The organism is Arthrobacter sp. CAN_A212 (assembly GCF_015752345.1).
Taxonomy (GTDB): domain Bacteria; phylum Actinomycetota; class Actinomycetes; order Actinomycetales; family Micrococcaceae; genus Arthrobacter_D.
Genome location: NZ_JADOUT010000001.1, coordinates 21,692 through 42,244, shown reverse-complemented (window position 1 = coordinate 42,244; position 20,553 = coordinate 21,692). Strand labels below are relative to the sequence as shown.

At 65.9% G+C, this 20,553-nt stretch carries 17 protein-coding genes; 9 read left to right on the top strand and 8 right to left on the bottom strand.

Going from position 1 to position 20,553, the window contains the following annotated elements; genetic code table 11:
- Positions 1 to 103 precede the first annotated feature (103 nt).
- Positions 104 to 1,885: an ABC transporter ATP-binding protein gene (locus IWX64_RS00195; RefSeq protein ID WP_196865183.1), complete on the bottom strand. Its 1,782-nt coding sequence runs from the start codon at positions 1,883 to 1,885 to the stop codon at positions 104 to 106.
- Positions 1,863 to 3,584 (bottom strand): ABC transporter ATP-binding protein, encoded by a 1,722-nt coding sequence (locus IWX64_RS00190; RefSeq protein ID WP_196865182.1) that lies wholly within the window; start codon positions 3,582 to 3,584, stop codon positions 1,863 to 1,865. Before IWX64_RS00190 ends, IWX64_RS00195 begins: the two co-directional genes overlap by 23 nt.
- 131 nt (positions 3,585 to 3,715) lie before the next feature.
- Here IWX64_RS00190 and IWX64_RS00185 point away from each other — a divergent pair, with 131 nt between their 5' ends.
- From IWX64_RS00185 to IWX64_RS00170, 4 genes are all read left to right on the top strand, one after another.
- Entirely contained in the window at positions 3,716 to 4,597 is an 882-nt protein-coding gene (locus IWX64_RS00185; RefSeq protein ID WP_196865181.1) for an SURF1 family protein, read from the top strand.
- Positions 4,594 to 5,088 (top strand): DUF3817 domain-containing protein, encoded by a 495-nt coding sequence (locus tag IWX64_RS00180; protein ID WP_312883950.1) that lies wholly within the window; start codon positions 4,594 to 4,596, stop codon positions 5,086 to 5,088. The genes IWX64_RS00185 and IWX64_RS00180 overlap by 4 nt, the downstream gene beginning before the upstream one ends.
- A gap of 152 nt (positions 5,089 to 5,240) precedes the next feature.
- Complete coding sequence (gene guaA / locus IWX64_RS00175) at positions 5,241 to 6,791, top strand: glutamine-hydrolyzing GMP synthase (RefSeq protein WP_196865559.1); 1,551 nt, start codon at positions 5,241 to 5,243, stop codon at positions 6,789 to 6,791.
- A gap of 83 nt (positions 6,792 to 6,874) precedes the next feature.
- Entirely contained in the window at positions 6,875 to 10,915 is a 4,041-nt protein-coding gene (locus tag IWX64_RS00170) for a DUF4011 domain-containing protein (protein WP_196865180.1), read from the top strand.
- A gap of 71 nt (positions 10,916 to 10,986) precedes the next feature.
- Here the strand turns inward: IWX64_RS00170 and cpaB are convergent, their stop codons facing one another.
- From cpaB to IWX64_RS00155, 3 genes are all read right to left on the bottom strand, one after another.
- Positions 10,987 to 11,679 (bottom strand): Flp pilus assembly protein CpaB, encoded by a 693-nt coding sequence (cpaB, locus tag IWX64_RS00165; protein WP_196865179.1) that lies wholly within the window; start codon positions 11,677 to 11,679, stop codon positions 10,987 to 10,989.
- Between the two features lie 109 nt (positions 11,680 to 11,788).
- On the bottom strand, positions 11,789 to 12,136 hold the full coding sequence (locus IWX64_RS00160; RefSeq protein WP_196865178.1) for an FmdB family zinc ribbon protein: 348 nt from the start codon (positions 12,134 to 12,136) through the stop codon (positions 11,789 to 11,791).
- 127 nt (positions 12,137 to 12,263) lie between these two features.
- Positions 12,264 to 12,905 carry a 5-formyltetrahydrofolate cyclo-ligase gene (locus IWX64_RS00155; RefSeq protein ID WP_196865177.1) on the bottom strand — a complete coding sequence of 214 codons (642 nt, stop codon included), beginning with the start codon at positions 12,903 to 12,905 and terminating at the stop codon, positions 12,264 to 12,266.
- A 106-nt stretch (positions 12,906 to 13,011) separates the two neighbouring features.
- On the opposite strand from IWX64_RS00155, the gene galU reads away from it, so the two are divergent.
- The 5 genes from galU to IWX64_RS00130 all read left to right on the top strand — a co-directional run bounded on the left by galU (position 13,012) and on the right by IWX64_RS00130 (position 17,541).
- Positions 13,012 to 13,908, top strand: a complete 897-nt coding sequence (gene galU / locus IWX64_RS00150) for a UTP--glucose-1-phosphate uridylyltransferase GalU (protein WP_196865176.1) — start codon at positions 13,012 to 13,014, stop codon at positions 13,906 to 13,908.
- A gap of 9 nt (positions 13,909 to 13,917) precedes the next feature.
- Complete coding sequence (locus tag IWX64_RS00145) at positions 13,918 to 14,595, top strand: GNAT family N-acetyltransferase (protein ID WP_196865175.1); 678 nt, start codon at positions 13,918 to 13,920, stop codon at positions 14,593 to 14,595.
- A 28-nt stretch (positions 14,596 to 14,623) separates the two neighbouring features.
- Positions 14,624 to 15,631, top strand: a complete 1,008-nt coding sequence (locus IWX64_RS00140) for a hypothetical protein (protein ID WP_196865174.1) — start codon at positions 14,624 to 14,626, stop codon at positions 15,629 to 15,631.
- Positions 15,603 to 16,883 carry a phosphotransferase gene (locus tag IWX64_RS00135; RefSeq protein WP_196865173.1) on the top strand — a complete coding sequence of 427 codons (1,281 nt, stop codon included), beginning with the start codon at positions 15,603 to 15,605 and terminating at the stop codon, positions 16,881 to 16,883. The genes IWX64_RS00140 and IWX64_RS00135 overlap by 29 nt, the downstream gene beginning before the upstream one ends.
- 103 nt (positions 16,884 to 16,986) lie before the next feature.
- On the top strand, positions 16,987 to 17,541 hold the full coding sequence (locus IWX64_RS00130) for a hypothetical protein (RefSeq protein ID WP_196865172.1): 555 nt from the start codon (positions 16,987 to 16,989) through the stop codon (positions 17,539 to 17,541).
- A 259-nt stretch (positions 17,542 to 17,800) separates the two neighbouring features.
- Here the strand turns inward: IWX64_RS00130 and IWX64_RS00125 are convergent, their stop codons facing one another.
- The 3 genes from IWX64_RS00125 to IWX64_RS00115 are packed head-to-tail and all read right to left on the bottom strand — an operon-like array spanning position 17,801 to position 20,512.
- The gene (locus IWX64_RS00125) at positions 17,801 to 18,472 is read right to left on the bottom strand and encodes a response regulator transcription factor (protein ID WP_196865171.1); all 672 of its coding nucleotides are present in this window, start codon (positions 18,470 to 18,472) and stop codon (positions 17,801 to 17,803) included.
- Complete coding sequence (locus tag IWX64_RS00120) at positions 18,469 to 20,130, bottom strand: sensor histidine kinase (RefSeq protein ID WP_196865170.1); 1,662 nt, start codon at positions 20,128 to 20,130, stop codon at positions 18,469 to 18,471. Before IWX64_RS00120 ends, IWX64_RS00125 begins: the two co-directional genes overlap by 4 nt.
- Complete coding sequence (locus IWX64_RS00115; RefSeq protein ID WP_196865169.1) at positions 20,123 to 20,512, bottom strand: hypothetical protein; 390 nt, start codon at positions 20,510 to 20,512, stop codon at positions 20,123 to 20,125. Before IWX64_RS00115 ends, IWX64_RS00120 begins: the two co-directional genes overlap by 8 nt.
- Positions 20,513 to 20,553: the final 41 nt, after the last annotated feature.

Below are 20,553 nucleotides of genomic sequence, written 5' to 3'. Positions count from 1 at the left end.
CCGCGGGGACACCCACTGCCAATCATTTGTAAATGCTAGATTGACGGTCGGTAAGCGTCAACGTGAGATTTACGCTTGTCGACCAGTAGGGTAGCTCGCTGCGCTACTCCGAGCGCCAGGACTTCCACAGGGCAGCGTAGGAGCCGTCCAGCGCCAGAAGCTCGTCGTGGGACCCCAGCTCGGTGATGTTCCCGCCTTCCACCACGGCCACCCGGTCGGCGTCGTGCGCCGTATGTAACCGGTGGGCAATGGCGACCACTGTGCGTCCCTCCAGCACCGCATTGAGGGAGCGTTCCAGGTCGCGGGCCGCCTGGGGGTCAATGAGGGACGTCGCCTCATCGAGCACCAGGGTGTGTGGATCGGCGAGCACCAGCCGTGCCAGCGCTAGCTCCTGTGCCTGGGCCGGAGTGAGCTCATGCGCGCCCGAACCGACCTCCGTTTGGAGGCCTTCCGGGAGCGCGAGGGCCCAGCCGAGGGCGCCGACGTCGTCCAGGGCCTGAATCAGCTCGGCCTCCGTCGCGTCGTCCTTTCCAAGCCGGATATTGTCGGCCAACGATCCCACGAAGACGTGGTGCTCCTGGGTGACCAGGGCGACCTCCCGCCGGAGGGCGTTCAGTGGACGGTCAACCAGCGGCACATCGCCCACGGTGACCGTGCCTGCGGTCGGAGGATGGATACCGGCGATGAGTCGGCCCAGCGTGGACTTGCCCGCACCGGACGGTCCCACCATCGCGAGCCGTTCGCCGCGGCGGAGTTCCAGGTCCACGCCGTGGAGCACATCGTGGCCAGGACGGTACGCGTACCGCGCCTTGGAGACGAGGATGTCCTCGTTCAGGGGCTCATGGTCGGTGGCGTGCCGGTCAGGTTGCACCTCCTTGATGCCGACGATGCGTGCCAGGGAGGCAGCTCCCACCTGGATCTCATCGGTCCACATGATGAGCAGGTCGACCGGGTCAATCAGTCGCACTGCAAACAGTGCGACTGTTGCCACCACGCCGGGCGTCACCACGTCCAGGGAGGCCAGCCAGCCGCCCCAGAGCAGTACGCCGGCCACCGGTAGCCAGAACGCGAAATCGGCGGCAGGGAAAAGCACTGTCCGGAGCCAGAGCGTGTACCGTTCGGCGCGGTAGCTCCCGGTCAGGGCTGAGTCGATCCGCCCGCGGCGCAGGGCGCCCAGCCCCAGGGCGTCCACCGTTCGAGCACCCTCGATGGTCTCGGTGATCGATCCGTTGACTACCGCGTAGGTTTCCCGTTCCTTCTGGTAACCGGCTGAACTCCGCTTCAGGTACCACCGGGTCACGGGGTACAGCACCGGGACCCCCACGAGTAGTGCCAGCGCAAGCACCGGGGACGTGATGACTGCTGCTCCGATCGTCAGAAGGATGGTGACAATTGAGACCACCACCTGCGGGACGCCGAACCGCACGGTGTGGGAGACGGCGTCGACGTCGTTGGTGGTGCGGGAGACCAGGTCTCCCGTCCCTGCCTTCTCCACCGTCGACAGCGGCAGGGAGGTGACCTGCTCCATGAAGTCCTCCCGCAGCTCGGCGAACACGGTCTCGCCGAAGACCATTCCGGCGCGTACCGCCAGTCGCCGCAGGAGCGACTGCACAATAAGGAAGGCCAGCATGATCAGGGAGACGATGGCGATGAAGTTCGAGGTGGTTCCCTCCACCACCGCGTCCACCACGCGCCCGAGCAGAACCGGCCCCACCAGGCCGGCGATAGCCGACCCCACGTAGAGGGCCACGACGCGGGAGAGCCCGCCGCGGTGATGCCTGATCAGCCGCGCGGCCTCGGCACGGACCTGGGCCGGCTCGGCGACCGGAAGCTTCCCGGAGGTGTCGGTTCCAGCTGCTGTTTCACTCACTTCGGATGACCACATTTCGGTAGGCGGGCTGAGAAGACAACAGTTCCTGATGCGTTCCCTCGGCGGCGACCTGGCCATCTTCGAGGTACACGACGTGATCCATCACGCCGAGCATGAGGGGGCTCGCTGTCACCACTACGGTGGTCTGGTCCGTGCCGCCCCGCATACCTTTCAGGCGGGCGGCAATGCGGGATTCCGTGTGTGCGTCAACGGCGCTGGTCGGTTCAATGAGCACCAGGGTCTCGGCCTCGGTCAGGAGGGCGCGGGCCAGGACAAGACGCTGTCGCTGGCCGCCGGAGAAGCTGCGCCCGCGCTCGGTGACCTCATGGTCCAGGCCGTCGTCGACGCCGTCGAGAATGTCCAGGGCGCTGGAGGCGTCGAGTGCCGCGAGGATTCCAGAATCGCTATGCCGGGACCGGGGGTCCAGCTGGGATCGCAGGGAGCCAGTGAAAAGCTGGGGATTCGCCTCGCTGACCACGATGCGTTGCCGGATGTCGCGGAGGGCAATGTGCTGCAGGGAGCCCGTTCCCCAGCGGACTTCAGCAGTTTCGAGGACCTCATCCTCGAAGCGCCCCAGCCGCGTCGCCAGGTCGGCCGAGGCCGAGGTGTCCACCGAGACGACGGCGGTGATTCGGCCCGGCTGGATGACGGTTCCGGTCCGGGCATCGCGCAACAGGGACCCCGGTGGCGGGGCAGGCAGGGTGGACGCCCGGTCGGCAACATCGGGGTCGACGCTGAGCACGGCGATGATCTTGCGTGCGCCGACATGGGCCCTGATGAACCGGGCCACGCTGTCAGCTGCGGCGCGGATCGGGGTCATCAGGAAGATTGAGTAGCCATAGAGTGCGACCAACTGGCCGGGTTCGATTTCTCCTGCGAGGGCCAGGTTGGCCCCTACCCAGGTGAACAAAACGCTGAAGGCGCCGGCAATAAACACCTGGGACGCTTCAAGATCGGCGAGCGAATAGGCTACCCGGATACCCGAATCCCGGGTTTTCACTGAGCGCTCCCGATAGCGGTTGACGAAGATGTGTTCCCCGCCGATACCCCTGAGGACACGGAGTCCCGCGACGGTGTCCGCACCGACGGCCGTCATCTTGCCCGACGCCTCGCGCTGCTCACGCTGGCGGGCCTGCAGGGGGCGAACCACGAAGAGCAGCAGTCCACAACAGGCTGGTACCCCCACGAGGACGATGGTCCCGAGAAGCAGCGACGTCTGGGAGATCAGTACGCACACCACCAGCCATGCCATCACCGATCCGGCTAGCCGGGCGGATACTGCGTAAATCTCACCCAGCCGGGTGGCATCCGAAGCGGCCGTGGATACCACTTCTCCGGTGGAGAGCTTCCGGGGTAGCGCGTCTCCGGTCCGCGTGATCTTGTAGCCGATCAGCCGGATGGAGTGGAAGGCCGCCTGCAGCCAGCCGCTGATCGCGGTCCGGTGCTCCAGGGTGCCGGCGACGGCCTGGAGCACGGTCAGCCCGATCAGGACTCCGGCCCAGAGGAGGAGCCGGTCGAACTCTCCCGCAACGATCCCCTCGTCAATGGCCCGGCCCAGGACGAAGGGCATCACCGCCTGCGCGACCATCCAGGCGGTGCCGAAAACCACCCCCGCGAGGAGGGTGGCTTTCTGCTTCGATGCCAGCCAGAGCAGGTAGCGGGAGGGGGAGCGGAGATCCGGTGTTCCGGGATCAGGGTAGGGATAAGAGCGCACGATCAACCATCCTAGTCCGCAGGACGCACAAGTGATAGACATTTCCCAATCACTTGTGTTGAGGCGTGTCGTGATCAAGGTTGCAGGGCGGGCATTCGGTTTTCTACACGATGACGAAGTACCGTTAACATGTGCTCAAAACCGCCCTGAAGCCCCGCTGGATCCTTTCGCTGATCCTTGCCATGGTGATTGCGGCGGTCTTCGTGCTCCTGAGCCAGTGGCAGTTCTCCAGCTCGACCGGTAACGCGCCGCCGCCGGAAAGCACTACCGAGAGGGAGCGTGCACTGACTGACGTGTTCAGTCCCGGTGTCCCCATGACCGCACCTGTCGCCGACCAGATGGTCACCATGGACGGGGAATTCCTGGCGGACACGACGGTGCTGGTCCAGGACCGCCTGCAGGGCGACAGCCAGGGCTTCTGGTTGATCTCGGCGTTCGCCGTCGACGGCGTCCCCGAGGGCGCAGCAGACGATCCGGCCGGTCCGCCCGTGATCCCGGTGGTGCATGGCTGGATCCCGGATGCGCAGGCAGCCGCCGAGGTGCGCGAACCCGTCGGCTCCGCGTCGGTGGTGGGGCGACTGCTGCCCGCCGAAGGCCCGGTCGCCGAACGGTCGGTTGCCGGCCAGATCCCCACCCTCGCCACTGCCGAGCTCACCAACCGCTGGGACCGTCCCATCTTCGCGGGTTTCGTGGTTTCCACCACCACCGCCGTGGGCGGGCTGGACTGGCTGCCCGAAGCTCCGCTGGAGGCCGTCACGGTAGGGCCCCAGCCGCAGGAAACCCCGCTCAACTGGCTGAATATCTTCTACGCGGTGGAATGGTTCGTCTTCGCCGGGTTCGCTTTCTTCCTCTGGTGGCGACTGGTCGCCGACGACCATCGGAGGACCCTCGAAGAGGCGGAGGACAGCGCCGCGGAGGCGGACAACTTAAACGACGACGACGACGACGACGGCAGTACGGGTCACCCTGACCCCGCAGCGCAGGGCCCAACAACGAGTGAGGCACGACAGTGAGTACACCCAAAGTGAATGGACCGGCGCCAGGAAGTGGCACCCCCGGTGCTGCCCGGAAGCCCAAGCGGCGGTTCGGCGGTACCCATGCGCAGATCCTTTCGGCGCTGACCTTCTACAAGGTGCTCGCCTACGCCACCGGCATCATGCTGATGTTGGTGGTCGTGGAAATGATCGCGGCCTACGGGATGGGATCCCACATCATGATCGGCGGACCCGAAGGGCTCTTCTCGCTGACGGACAAGAACTTTTCCGAGACCGCCGCGGGATTCAACTTCTCCACCACTGTCCTGATCGTCCACGGGTGGATGTACGTGGTCTACCTGATCGCAGATTTCCGGCTCTGGCAGATGATGCGGTGGCCGTTCAAGCAGTTCATCGTGATGGCCCTGGGAGGGGTGGTGCCGCTCCTGTCCTTCATTGTCGAGCGCCGGATCCACCGGCAGGTGGAGCAGGAGCTGGAAGCACACCCCGAAGCAGCCTCCCGGTACTAGCCGGGTACCCGGGCCGTAGTGATGTGCGATCGGGTGCCCGTGGCGACTATTGTTGACGCGTGACTATTCCCGCACCCGGACCCGGAATTTCAGGCCATGCCGACTCCACCCCCGACTCCCCTGAGGGGACCAGCGAAACCAGCCACCGGCCGGTGCTGGTGGTGGACTACGGCGCGCAATACGCCCAGCTGATCGCCCGGCGGGTCCGCGACGCGGATGTGTACTCGGAGGTGGTTCCCCACACCCTGAACACTGCTGATCTGCTGGCGAAGAACCCGGTCGCGATCATCCTCTCCGGTGGACCCTCGAGTGTCTACGCGGAGGGCGCGCCTCGGGTTGACCCGGAGCTGTTCACCGCTGGGGTGCCCGTCCTGGGAATCTGCTACGGCTTCCAGGCGATGGCCTCGGCTCTCGGCGGAACCGTGGCGAAGACCGGCCTCCGCGAGTACGGATCGACCGACGTCGCCGCGACGTCCAGCACCGGATCGCTGCTGGACGGGATCCCCGAGCACCAGAACGCCTGGATGAGCCACGGCGACAGCGTGCAGGCTGCCCCCGATGGCTTCGAGGTCCTCGCCAGTACGGCTGGCGCACCGGTTGCCGCCTTTGCGGACGAGTCACGGCGCCTCTACGGCGTGCAGTGGCACCCCGAGGTGAAGCACTCGGATCATGGGCAGCAGGTGCTTGAGAACTTCCTCTTCAAGGGCGCCCGCCTGGATGCGAACTGGACCACCGGCAACATCGTCGAGGAGCAGGTGGAACGCATCCGCGAGCAGGTGGGAGATGCCCGCGTGATCTGCGGGCTCTCCGGCGGCGTGGATTCGGCGGTCGCTGCCGCCCTGGTGCAGCGGGCGGTCGGAGATCAGTTGACCTGCGTCTTTGTGGACCACGGGCTGCTCCGCGAAGGGGAAGCCGAGCAGGTGGAACGGGACTTCGTCGCGGCCACCGGCGTCAACCTCTACGTGGCTAATGAGCAGAGGTGCTTCCTGGAGGCGCTCGCCGGCGTCAGCGACCCGGAAACCAAGCGCAAGATTATCGGCCGTGAATTCATCCGCGCTTTTGAAGAGGCCGAGCGGGCGATCATCGCCCAGGCTCAAGCCCACGGCGAGAAAATCCGGTTCCTCGTGCAAGGCACCCTCTACCCCGACGTCGTCGAATCCGGCGGCGGCGAGGGCGCGGCGAACATCAAGAGCCACCACAACGTGGGAGGGCTCCCCGAAGACCTGCAGTTTGAACTGGTCGAGCCCCTCCGGGCGCTGTTCAAGGATGAGGTCCGGGCAGTCGGAGCCCAATTGGGGCTGCCCGCCGAAATTGTTGGTCGTCAGCCGTTCCCCGGCCCCGGGCTGGGAATCAGGATTGTCGGCGACGTCACCCAGGAACGGTTGGACCTGCTCCGCCGCGCCGACGCTATCGCCCGCGCTGAGCTTACCGCCGCGGGACTGGACAACGAGGTGTGGCAGATGCCGGTGGTCCTGCTCGCCGACGTCCGCAGCGTCGGGGTTCAGGGTGACGGCCGCACCTACGGCCACCCGATTGTGCTGCGTCCGGTATCCAGCGAGGATGCGATGACCGCTGACTGGTCACGGCTTCCCTACGATCTCCTGGCCCGCATCTCTAACCGGATCACCAACGAGGTTGAGGGCGTCAACCGGGTGGTGCTGGACATCACCAGCAAGCCACCCGGCACCATCGAATGGGAGTAGCCCGTCCCTCAAGGGAACGGGTATTTTCCCGCCCCCGGTGTTGCGGCCCCGCCGCAGCGCCCTAGTCGGATAGCTTGGAAGACATGCCCCTCTGGTCCAGACCGTCGAAAATAACCGTAGAAAAGGAGACCGCCGTGTCAGTGCAGGAACCAGGGGACTCCGCTGGGACTTCACTGTTGCCGTGGCTCCAACAGCTCGGGGCCCACGCCGGGACGGACACCCTGCTGCATTTCTCGCCTGCCTCGACCAACAGCATCGATCTCACCCACGCACACCCCTCCGGTCTAGCGCAGCTGCTCGCCGGTCGTCGTACCCGCCTGTCCACGCTCCTGCGTGACCCGGCGCAGTACGCCGCGGCGATGAAAACGGCCCAGGTGTTGCGCGCCAAGATCTACGAGCTGGGCACCGAACGGGGGATCGACGTCGGATACCTGGCGGCGGGCACCGCTGCCTGGCGCAGCGTTGACGACGACGGCAGGACTGAAGCGTTGACTGCGCCCGTGATGTTGACGGCTGTCTCGCTGACCGTTCACGCCTCCCAGGACGACTACGAGCTGCAACTGACCGAGCACGCACGGCTGAACCCGGCACTGGTCCGGCACCTGCGGGGCGTTCAGGGCATTCCACTCGACGCCGAGGCCATTGCACGGCTTGCCTACGGTACCGCCCGTTTCGATCCGCTCCCCGTGCTGGACCGTCTCCGTGCGGTCACCGAGGGTGTCCGCGGAATGGCGATCGAGCATCACCTCCTGGTGTCTACGTTCGCGGATCTCGGCGACCTTGCCGACGACGCCGCCATCCGGGGCGAACACCCGGTTCTGGCCGCCCTGATGGAGGCGGCACGCGATGGCCAGGCCGCGCCGTCGTCCGGCCCCACCGATCTCACCGACCGGGTCACACCTGTTGACGAGCGCCACCCCGCGGAAGAGGTGCTCATCCGGGACGCGGACTCAACGCAACAGGAGGTCCTGGACCAGATCGGCCAGGGACACTCGCTGGTGGTTTCCTCACCGCCGGGATCAGGACAGACCCAGACGGCGCTGAACGCTATCGCGGGGCTCACCGAACAGGGTAAGAGCGTTCTGGTTGTTGCCGAACGCCGCGGAACCCTCAACGAACTGGTGGAGGAACTCGACACGCTCAACCTCGGGTCCCTGGTGCTGCAGCTCAACGCCAACATCAATGAGCAGCAGTTGAAGGACCAACTGATCCGCGCCATTGTGAGAAATGAGAAGGCTACCCAGCCCGAACTTGCTGGCCTGCATCAGACCCTGGTGGAGAACCGCCATCAGCTGCAGGATCACGTCAAGTCTCTGCACAATGTACGAAGCCGCTGGGGCTGCTCGCCCTACCAGGCGATGCAGTCGCTGGCTGAGCTGACCGCGCTGAACCCGGCCCCCGCCACCACCGTGCGGCTGCTCCGTAGCGTCATGGACAGCATCTCTGACCGCGCCGAACTCACCGGGCGGCTTCGCCGGGCTGCCGAACTGGGCAGCTTCAGCGCGTCAGCGGTTGATAGTCCCTGGTTCGGGGCGAAACTGCTTAACCGCAAGGAAACCGAGCGCGCTCACGAGCTTGCCGTTGAGCTGGCACGGGATACTCCGCTGCTTCGGGAAAAGGTGTTGCGGGTCGCAGACTATTCGCAGATCCGGCTCGGTGGTTCCTTCACTGAGTGGGGCGAGCAGCTGGACCTCCTCGCAGCGGTCCGCGGGAGTCTGGACAAGTTCACGCCGGACATCTTCGACCGGCCGGTCACCGACCTCATCTCGGCCACCGCGCCGTCGTCGTGGCGCCGCGAACGGGCCATCGAAATGAGCTCGATGACCCGCTCACGGCTCCGCAGGGTAGCCAAGGAATACGTGCGTCCCGGGGTCCACATCGCGGATCTCCATGCATCGCTGGTGGAAGTGCAGCAGCAGCGCACGCGCTGGACCCGTTACGCGACCACCGAACGGCACCCCGCGGTCCCCACCGGTCTCGCCGAGATCAACAGCTTCCACCAGAGAATCAGCCTGCAGCTGGATGAGCTCAACCGCGTGCTCGCCACCACGCCTGGCCACATTGACCTGGCGGACATGCCGCTGGACGACCTCGGTCGCCGACTGGCCGGACTGGCCAGGGACGAAGAGACTCTCGCGACCCTGCCGGAACGCACCCTGCTGCTGGATGAAATGCGTGAGCACGGCCTGGGCGACCTTCTCGACGACCTGGCGAGCCGCGAGGTGGGCCCGGAACAGGTTGGCTCCGAGCTGGAACTGGCTTGGTGGCAGTCCGCCCTCGACGCCATGATCAGCGGCGACGACTACCTGGCCATGTCGGACGGCGGCAGTCTCCGGCGGTTGGAGGCCGACTACCGCTTGGCGGACAACGCGCACATCGCCTCCGGGCCGGGCAGGCTCCGGTTTGCCCTGGCGGAACGGTGGCGGTCGGCAGTTGCCTCGCAGCCTGACGAATCTCAGAAGCTGCGTGATCTGCTGCGCACCGGCACCCTGGATCTTCCGGGGCTCAGTGCCCAGAACGACGAGCTGGTGACAGCGCTCATGCCTGTATGGGCCGCGAGTCCTCTGATGCTGCCCATGGTGCTGCCGGCAGGTAAGACCTTCGACGCGGTGATCATTCTCGACGCCGAGTCGATCTCCCTGCAGTCGGCTATCCCGGCGATCGCACGCGCCCGCCAGGTCATCGCCTTCGGTGACGACCGGCTGGGCGGCCCCCAGGGGTTCAGCGTTGGGTCAACCGCTGCTGCGACGCCGGAAGCCAACCAGCTGACGAGTGCCTCCTCCGCCCTCGCGACCATCTTCCCGACGGTCGACCTCAGCGTGGTCTATCGATGTGTCGACAAGGCGCTGACCAGCTACCTCAGCGACACCTTCTACGAGGGCAGGCTCTCACGCCTCCCCCACGGCTCGGAAATAACTGGCGCCGGTCGCGCGCTCACGGTGGAGTATCTGCCGGACGGCACGGGTATGCCCAGCGCCGACCAGGCTGGCGTGGAGAGTGTCGACGCCGAGGTGGCGCGCGTCGCCGACCTGGTGTTTGAGCACATCCGGCTCCGGCCCAGCAGCTCGCTGGCCGTCGTCACCGCCAGCCCCCGCCACGCCGGCCGCATCGGCCAGGCAATTAGACAGCGGATGACCGATCTCCCGTGGTCTGCCGATTTCTTCGCCCCCGGACGGGAATCCTTTCGGGTGGTCCCGGTCGAGCGGGCAGCCGGCATCACGCGCGACTGCGTGATCTTCTCCCTCGGGTTCGGCAGGACCCCGCACGGCAGGGCGCTCCACAACTTTGGCCAGCTCTCCGGAGCGGACGGCCGGGGGCGGTTTGTGACCGCTATGACCCGGGCACGTCAACGGCTGCATGTGGTGACCTGCTTCCTTCCCAGCGACCTCGATCCCGACCGGCTCGAGCACGGTGCCCTTGATTTCTATGGGCTGCTGGAACGCGAACTGGGCGAACGGGTACCCGACGCAGCACCCGGACAAGGGTCATCGGATGAGGCACCGAACCCGGATCCGCTGGTCGCTGACCTGGTGAGCCGGCTCCGTGAACGGGGCGCCCATGTCCTTGACCACTACGATGGGGTCCTCGACATTGTTGCGACGGGGAGTGTCCGCGCCGCGGACACGTCCAAGGACCCGGCCAGCAGTGCCCAGATTCCGCCGATGGCGATTGAATCGGATGGCACGGAGCGGTACCGGACCATGACCGTCAGGGAACGCAGCAGACTCCGCCCGCAGCTGCTGGAACGCATGGGGTGGCGGTACATGCCGCTCTGGACCATCGAAGTTTTCACCGACCCTAATGGATGCGCAGACCTGGTGAGCAGCTACCTCGGACTCCCCGACACGCCAGCAGCTGGGCGCCGCCCTGTGACGGGTCCCGCTTCACGGCTGGGTCGAACGAGCGAAGCAATCGTCGAGGATGCTCGAACGCAGGTCAAAAGGCCTCCCCAGGGGGCCCCCGACGACGGTGCTTCGGCCAGCGTTCTGCCTGCCAGCGGAGCGGCGTCCACCGGAGGTGTCCTCCCGAAGCACGCTGCCGAAGACGAGGGCAGGTCCTGGGGCGACGCTGAGGATTCGCACGAGGAGTGGCTGAAAGACCAGCGTCCACCGCACTGGGACTGAGGCGCTTTCAGGGCCAGGCCCCGGGTGAGGTGAGCACGGTTCAGCGGCATACGAGGATTGCTTGAACCGTTCTACTGGTCTACCGGAGGTGCGCCGGTAAGCACCAGATGAACCTTTCCTGTGCTCGACGCGCTGGCGAGGGCGGCGGCGTCGGATGGATCGGCCGCTATCACCACCAGCCCCTCGGCGTCCGTGGCGTTGGGCCATCCGGTGGCGGATCCGGCGGAGGAGCCTGATGTCCACAGCACCGGTGCCGCCCGGACGAGCACGCTGGTAGTTGCCGGGACCTCGAAGCCGTTTCCGGTGCTGAGAACCACATCCACATGCTGCCCGGGGGAGAGCAACTGGACGGTGGTTTCATCGGCGGGGCGCAGGGGGACCGCGACCGATCCCGGTGGGGAACCGGTGAGTAGCCCGGTGCCCACCAAAAAGGTCTCTGCCAGGACGCTGCCGCGATGCAGGGGAGTGGCCAGCTGTTCCCCGACCACGGCCGGGATCTCGGTGAACGACCGGAACGGGATTACCTCCGGCGGCAGATCGATAGTGGTGAGGTGGGCGGGGGTGAGCACGGTGCCCACTGGAAGATCCTCGGCCGCCGCTACCACCCGGGAAAGTGATTGCTCCGGCGGAATGAGGGCTTCGACAATTACCGCCGCGGCAAGGCAGAACAATAGCGCAGCGAGAAGCCGGCGATGGCGGAAGACGAGCCGCCGGACGCTCAGGGGGAAGCCGGTACGTCGTGAGGGGCTCTTGCCGTTGGCCATTCACCAACGCTAGGAAGGTCCTGCACCCAACGGAAACGGTTGACCCGGAATGTGGACAAGACCAACAGTCCGGGGTGTGTGGAGGACGGGTGGTGCCAGCTAACGGCGCCTAGCTCGCGGCGGCAGTCGTTTTGGAGCTCTCCGAAGGTTTTTTCACTGTCGTCGAAGCATCCTTGCCCGGGCTGGTCTTGGCCGCGCCGGACCCCGGGGAGGACTGATCGGAGGAGGTGCCGGATGACGGGCTGCTACTGCTCGTTCCCGGGTCAACCGACTTCTTGCTGTCGCGCGAGTCGTTACGGTAAAAACCCGACCCCTTGAACACCACACCCACGCTGTTGAACTTCTTCCTCAGCGATCCCTCGCATTCGGGGCACTCGGTGAGTGAGTTGTCAGAAAAGGCCTGATGGATGTCGAAGGCATGGTCGCAGTCTTTGCAGGCGTATGCGTAGGTTGGCAAAGCAAATCCTCCTGGACGAGCGTGATTCCCAGAACTGGATCACCAACCCGATTCGGCTGGCACTCTAGTGGTCCGAGTGCCAAGCCTACACTGCTGGTGGCCAGACGACGTCGCGGCGACGTCTCGCCTACACCGCGTCCCGACGAGTCTCCAGGCGGTGGTGGGCCGACGGCGTGAAGGCGCCGGCGAGGGGCATGTCCAGTGGCGTGGCAGCCAGCGTTCCGGCCGGCAGCAGTTCGTGGTCGTACACATAGCCGAGGGTGGGGACGGCCGGATTGACTGCCCGAAGTTGCGCGAGAAACCGGTCATAGTAGCCGCCGCCCTGGCCGAGCCGGCTGCCGCTGCGGTCCACCGCTAGTGCCGGGACCAGCAGGAGCGACACGGAGCGCCCACCAGTGAGCAGCCCGGTGAAATGCTGGCGTTCCCCCACCGGCTCCAGCACGGGTGCGCGGGGGCTGCGTCGCAGTTCGACCCCCGCCGACCACCTGCACCAGGAAAGCTGGTAGGCGGACTCGCAAATCGGCACCACCACCTCGTAGCCACTTCCGGTCAGCGATGCCAGGAGCTCAAGGGTCCCTGGCTCCGGGTCCACCGACAGGTAGGCGGCGATCAGACCAGGACGGTCGGAGCCCGGCAGAAGCCAATCCCGAACCTGCTGCCGGAGCCCGGCGGAGGCTTTCGCCCGGTCCTCGGGGGACATCGCCAGCCGGGCGGCCCGGAAGTGTTGCCGGGCAGCATCCTTGCCGGTTGCAGGCGATTGGGGTCCCATATCGGCATAGTTTACCGAGTCCCGCGCCCCCAGCGGTGGGACCCGACGGTTCCGGCCGACTGTAGCCTTGCATAGAAAGGCCACTGTCGTTATGTAGGGTGGTGGCATGACCTCACGAGTGAATAAGGCCGTTATCCCCGCTGCGGGACTTGGCACGCGGTTTCTCCCCGCCACGAAGGCGATGCCCAAGGAAATGCTTCCAGTAGTCGACAAGCCTGCGATCCAGTACGTGGTCGAAGAGGCAGTCAACGCCGGAATGACCGACATCTTGATGATCACTGGGCGAAATAAGCGTTCGCTCGAGGACCACTTCGACCGGGTGCCCTTCATCGAGCAGACCCTCGAGGCGAAGGGCGACCATGAGAAGCTGGCCGCCGTTCGCCGTCCGTCCGAGCTTGGTGACATCCACTATCTCCGGCAGGGGGATCCGAAGGGACTCGGCCACGCCGTCCTCCGCGCAAAGCTCCACGTCGGCAAAGAGCCGTTCGCCGTTCTCCTCGGCGACGACCTCATCGACGAGCGCGATGTCCTGCTGAAGACCATGATCGAAGTACAGGAGAAGACCGGCGGATCAGTTATCGCACTGATCGAGGTCGATCCGGACCAGATCAGCGCCTACGGCTGCGCGGACATCTCGGCCATTGACGGCGAGGACTATGTCAGGGTCAGCGAACTGGTGGAGAAGCCAGCCATCGACGAGGCCCCCTCCAACCTTGCCGTCATTGGCCGCTACGTCCTGCACCCACGCGTTTTTGATGTCCTGGAAACCACCGGCCCAGGCCGGGGCAGCGAAATCCAGCTCACCGACGCCTTGCAGACTCTCGCCTCAGCTGAGGGCGAAGGATCGGGCGTATACGGCGTCGTGTTCCGTGGTCGTCGTTACGACACCGGCGATAAGCTCAGCTACATCAAGGCAGTCGTGACCCTGGCCTCAGAGCGCGAGGACCTGGGACCGGACCTCCAGGACTGGTTGAAGAGCTTCACCCAAAACCTGAACGGCTAGCACAGTCCCGTGAGCGGGCAGTTCGCCTGGCCGGTGACCCTCGAGACCGACACTCTCGTCTTGAGGCCGGTACGGCTGCGTGACCGGAAGGAATGGTCGGCTGTTCGGGAACGCAACGTTGAATGGCTCGCGCCCTGGGAGGCATCCAACCCGGCACCGGGGGGATACTTGCCCAGCTACCCCGAGATGGTCCGGTCGCTGCGGAAGCAGGCCCGGGCGGCGACCGGCCTTCCGTTCCTGATCACCGAGCGGACCGGGCACCTCAGGCAACCTGCGATTGTCGGTCAACTGACGGTGTCGACCATTGTCTGGGGTTCGGCGATGACAGCGACGCTCGGCTACTGGGTGGACCGCGACCGTGCGGGGCAGGGGATTGCGCCGACCGCCGTCGCGCTGGTGACCGACTACTGCTTCAAGAGCCTCGGACTGCACCGGATGGAGATCAACATCCGCCCCGAGAACTCGGCCAGCCTTCGGGTCGTTGAGAAACTTGGCTTCCGAGACGAGGGCCTCCGTAAGAGTTACCTCCACATCGCAGGGGAGTGGACGGACCATCGAAGCTTCGCTCTCACCGGGGACGAGGTGCCCGGCGGCCTGTTAGCCCGCTGGCAGTCGCAACGCCGACGGGGCCAGGATGGCGGCATTCGCCAACCCGGAGGCGACACACCGCCATCAATACACTCGTGACGAGGGTGTACGACCTACCGTTTTAGACGTGGACTTCTCTATGAACAGCTCGGTGGTGCTTGTCGCGATCGTTGGTCTGTGGCTGATCTGGGTTGCCCCCTTTGTACTGCGTATCCGCAGGCCAGCACTGCTGGCCGAAACGGCCGCCCTTGTCCCACCCGTAACAGCCGAGAGCAGCGTCTCTCAGGGGAGCATTATGGAAATGTCCGGTCACAGTAGCTCCGGTCACAGTAGCGATGCTGCCGAGCAACGGCCAGCAGGGTTCTCCCCGCGATCCGCATCGAGCCAGCAACGGTTCGTGATCCGACCCGCCCGAACCGCCATCGCAGTTGTCGGCATAGTGTCACTGCTCGCCGCAATTGTCTGCCTTCCCCTGGCTATCCTTTCCGTTGTTCCAGCCCTGGCACCTTCGGCTGCGTTCCTCCTGTTCCTGCTTTCGGTTGCTGGTCTCCGCCTCCTCGCCGTTAGAGACCGTCGCCGTCGGGTCAACGCGGCCTTTGCCGAGGCAATGTACGCTCCCACCGTGACAGCCCAGCCCACACCATTGGTCCTCCATGCTCCCCGACGGGAGACGAGCCTGTTCGACGCCGAAACCTCCAGCAGCCTTACCGGAGAAAATTCAGTGGCTGAGGAGCATCGGCCGGCTGCGGCGGCACCCCTGACCGCTACCGAGCTGCGCCAGGCGGCGCTTGCGGTAGCCTCCGGTGCGGATGGTGGCGCAGCGGGTGAGGCGGCTCCCACCGGCCCCACAGCACCCGCAGGCTCTACCCCCGCGGTCCACCCGGGTGGCGCCACCTGGGAGCCAGTTGAGGTACCCAAGCCCATGTACGTTGCGGCCGCCAAAGCCGAACGGCAGGCGCCGGTACCGCTTGAGCTTCCCGACGCTCCCAAGGCCCAGGCCAAGACCAGCCTGAAACAAGGCGCTGTCCCGCCCGTCGTCGAAATTTCAGAGCAGCCAACAGTTGATAACGCCACCACTGCACCGCCGACCGGCAGGTTGAACCTGGATGACGTCCTGCAGCGTCGCCGGGCCTAACGCCCCTTCACCGGAACCGGGAGCAGAAACCGCCCACCTGCGCCTGCTGGAAGGCGTTGGTGCGGCCGAACCCCTCCGACTCGCCCTGGAGACGCTTGGTTGCCGTGCGTCCACCTGGTCGCTCGTCCAGGTCCATCACCGTCCCGGTGCAGGCGCCACCGGGATCTACCAGGTGGACGTCGTAGCCAGTGACGACCGGGTCACCACCGAATTCCTCTGCATCAGTACAGCGGCCCTGACCGCCCCAGCGGATGGCACAGTGAAGCTGACAGGGGCGGACGGCCTGGCCCTGACCGTGTGGCGTCATCCCCATGACCCGCTGCTGCCGGGTCTGCCCTGGGCCTGTGACGCGGCGAAGGTCGGGGCCGCACTCTTTGGCCCCCGGACGACTGGCAAAACCGACAGCGCCGTGCCTGAACTGGCAACCGTCAGCTATCGACCGCTGCGGAGGGCCGTCCTGACCGCCGAGTACCTCGGGGAACGCCGGTACCTCAAGGTCCTGCGTCATGGACAAGCAGGGCGTCTCGCTGAACGCCACCTCCTGCTCACCCGAGCCGGAATTCCCGCCCCAGAACTGATCGAGGTGTCAGCACCGGACGTGCTGGCCATGCATCGAGCTCCTGGGGCGCCCCTGGCCGAACGGCTGATGAGAGACGGCGCACAGTCGATGCAGCCGGGCGCCCTCATCGACCTGCTGCAAAAGCTCCCGGCCGAGTCGATGAGGCTACCGGAGCGCCCCGCCTGGGCTGCGCGCGTGCGCGACTACGCCATGGGAGCGGCAGCTGTCCTGCCGGAGGAGCAGGCGCGGATCACAGCGTTGACCGACAAGGTGCACCATCTCGTGGCCACGGTCGACGCCGGTCCGAAGGTGCCCTCTCACGGGGATTTCTATGAGGCGAACCTTCTGGTCACGGGCAATAGCATCTCGGGACTCCTGGATGTTGATGCACTGGGTCCCGGCCACCTGGTGGACGACCTCGCCTGTTTCATCGGTCACCTGGCGGTCCTACCCTCCCTGGATAGCCGCTACATCCACATCCCGGCAGCCTTGGACCGGTTCCTGGCGGCTTTTGATCGCGCCGTCGAACCCTCGGCACTCCGCGGTCGTGCGGCTGGCGTTGCCCTCACGCTGGTGGCGGGGGCGAAGCACAGGGCATCACCGGCCGACCCTGATGCCTGGCACGCTGACGCACTCAGACGACTGACGATTGCCGAGTCGCTGGCCGACGCGGCCCTGGCCCGCCGCAGCTAACTGAAGATGAGAGGTCTCTCATCTTCAGTTCCTCTTCGTCTCACATTCGCCGTGCACTGTTGTACACATGGCCCACACCGCCGATCGGGAAAGGAAACCTACCGTGCACAAGCGAAACATCTGGATCGCCACCGGCTCTCTCAGCGTGATGGCCCTCGGTCTGGGCGTTGCAGTCGCCGATAGTACCCACGACCCCCGGGACCTCGGCTCCAGCATCAACAGGTCCAGTGACGACGTCGCCACCGGCACTGATGACGCCAGCAACAGTGGCGGAACAGACAGTCCCGATGGCTCACGCAATGAGTCCAACCTGAACCGTGAACAGGTCGGTGACGACGACGGTTCGGCGGGCAGCCGCACACCATCGCCAACCCCTGAGCCCCGGAGCGCGGAGCCCACGGCGCCGACCGCGGCAAGTGCTCCGTCGGCGGTAACACCTGCAGCACCCGCTCCTGCCCCAGCCCCAGCACCCGCACCTGCTCCGGCGCCGGCTCCTGCCCCAGCACCCGCACCGGCGCCCGCCCCGGCTCCCGCTCCCGCACCAGCCCCAGTAGTGGTCCCGGCACCCGCCCCGGTCCCACCGCCGGTCGGGTCAGTGGATTCGGGCTATTCGGCGCCAAGCGGGGTGTCCGCACCGAGCGCTTCCAGCGGCGGCTGACAGATTCGAGCGTTGGTGCCGCCCAGAGGGTGGATCCAACGCCCTATGGCGGGATTCCGGAGTGTTCCCCCAGCATTCCGGAATCCCAACCCTCCGGTCCCTTCGAGAGAAGCGACGGAGGGTTGGCGGCGGTGGAGCCCTTCGTGTCGGGTGCCATCGCCGCTCCCGCCCGGCCATATTTTTCCCGGACGCGTTGACACCATCCTCCCCGCGGCCCTCCTACTCCCTCGCAGCGGTGGATCCCGCCAGTAAGCGGCGTTCAGGACTCGTCAGAGGAGAGCCTGTACCCCATGCCGCGGACGGTGGTGAACCGCTCGGCTCCGAGCTTGTTGCGCAGATAGCGCACGTAGACGTCCACCACGTTGGAGCCCGGGTCGAAATCGTAGCCCCACACCCGGGAGAGAAGTTGTTCACGGCTCAGCACCTGGCCGGGGTTTCTCAGAAAGGCCTCGGCCAGTGCGAACTCGCGCGCCGACAGGTCCACTTCCCTGCCGTTGACCGCCGCCCGGCGGGTTCTCAGGTCGAGCTGCAGGTTCTGGTGGTTCAGGACCGAGCTGTCGGCGGTGGGCGTGTCCTGCCTGAGCCGGAGCCGGACACGGGCCAGGAGCTCCTCGAACCGGAAGGGCTTGGCCATGTAGTCGTCGGCGCCACCCTCCAGACCGGCCACCGTGTCGTCGATGGAACTTCTGGCGGACAGGATGATGACCGGGGTCGTATTCCTGGACTCGCGGAGGCGACGCAGGACCGTGAACCCATCCTGGTCGGGCAACCCGAGATCAAGGACGATCAGCTCAAAGTCACCCGTCTGGGCCAGGTGGTAGCCGTCTCTGCCATTGTCGGCGACGGTCGGGACGTAGCCTGCGGACCGCAGTCCCTTGGCAACGAACGAACTGATGCGGTCCTCGTCCTCGACAATTAGGATCTGGCTCAATCTCGTACTTCCTCTGATGTGTCAGGTGTGCGCGCGTCGAGCGGCAGCACCATGGTGAATGTTGACCCTCGGCCGAGGGTGGAGACCAGATGAACCGTACCTCCGTGGGCTCCGACGATCGCATTGACAATCGTCAGGCCAAGACCCGAGCCCTCTGTGCGGCGTCCATGGGTGCCGCGGGCAAACCTGTCGAAGATGCGCTCCTGGTCCTCACCTGGAATACCAATACCTTCGTCGCGGACCCACAGCAGCAACCCCCCGGGGTCCAGCCGGGAGCCGACGGCGATCGTCGAGCCTTCGTCAGAAAATTTCACCGCATTGACTACCAGTTGCAGCCAGGCCTGGGTGATCCGGCGGGGATCCAGCAGCCACGAGGCTTCTGCCCGCGCATCGATGGTCCAGCGACGGGTACCCAGCGGACGGGATTTGTCCAGCACGTCATCGGTCAGCCGGCCGACGTCGACCGTCTCTGGCCGCACAAACCCGGGGCGGGTGATTCCGGCGAGGGTCACCAGGTCGTCCACGAGGAGCCGCATCCGGTCCAGTTCATCGAGGGCAATACCACGCACTGCTGTGACATCAGCCGGGTCGGCCGAATCCTGGAGCTCGAGGTGCCCCTGCACAATGGTGATGGGTGTCCGCAGCTCATGCCCAACGTCGTCGAGCAGCTGGCGTTGGGAGGTGAAGGCCCCCTCCAGGCGTTCGAGCATTGCATTGACAGTTCGGGTGAGGTCCGACAGGTCGTCATTCCCGGAGACCGGGATCCGTTCAGAGAGGTCGGAGTCCCCGATGTGTTGGGCGGTGTTCCGCAGTAGCCGGATCGGCGCGAGGAGATTGCCCACCAACAGCCAGCCGACCACGCCGATGAAGACCAGTGTCCCGAAGCTGATCAGGGCGAACGCCGCAAAGGTCTGGTTGAGCTGCCCATGCTCGGCGCGGGCGTCGTACGCCAGCACATACTGGGTGGGGGTCATGTCGGCGGACAGCTGTACGGGGACAACCAGCGCGCGATAGGTGGTCACGGTCGTCGCGATACTCGAAATGCTGACCCGGCTGGGATCGGCCTGGGTGGCCACGAATTCGACCAGCTCCGCATCGTCCTCCAACCGCAGTTGTACTGCCGGATTGGCGAGCAGGACAACCTCGCCGTCGCGCATGCCCACCATCCCCTCGTTGGGTGCGGGGAGGGTGCGTTGCATGGCAACGAAAACAAGTTCCTGGGCTTCAGTGAAGTCTTCACGGGTTGTCGGGTCAATTCCGTTGTTGAGGAGGGACTCGAACTCCAGAAAGTTTCGTTCCAGCGAATTGTCCATATCCGAGTTGATGTCGCTGCGTTGCAGCGCGTATGCTGCCGATCCGGCGACCAGCAGCCCCAACGCTGACAGGGCAAGAACAGCTCCGAGCACCCGGGTCCGGACGGTCCAACTGCCGCGCAACGCGGTGGAAAGCCGCCGCCAGATCGACCGCCGCTTTCCGGAAGCACCCGGGGCTGGCCCGTCAGCCGTCCCGGAGAGGTTCGTAGCAGCAGGATCGAGTTGCGGTCCTGCCGCAGGCCTGGTGGGGGAGCGGGTGGGCCGGGTGTGGGGCGCGCCATCAGGCCTGCGGGAATGGGCGGAATGCAGCACCTCGGTGGTCGGGCGGCCTTGCGGTTTAATCATCCCTGTCGTCGCCGTCTCCATCGTCGAGGTCGTCTCCTACGTCGTCGCCGTCGTCACCTCCGCCAGGCTCGGAGTTGTCATCGGTGTCTCCCGGGATGGGTGGTGGGGGAGGCACCACCTCGACCGGCTGACCGGTTGGCTCGGTAGTGGGATCCGACGGCGACGCTTCGGACGGAGACGGCGTGGACGTCGGGGTGGACGGTGCCGATCCGGGGGAAGACGGTGGGGATCCGGGCGTTCGGGTTGCGGTATCTGTGAACGAGGAGCCGAGGTCCGCGGGCACGGGATCTGCCAGCGAACCGATAATCCCTATCGCCGCCGCAACCACTCCGCCCGCGCAGGCCACACCCACCACCCAGGTATGGAGCTCCGAAGACTTCATGGGTTAAGTATCCCGACAAAAGATGAGATGCACATGAGAGG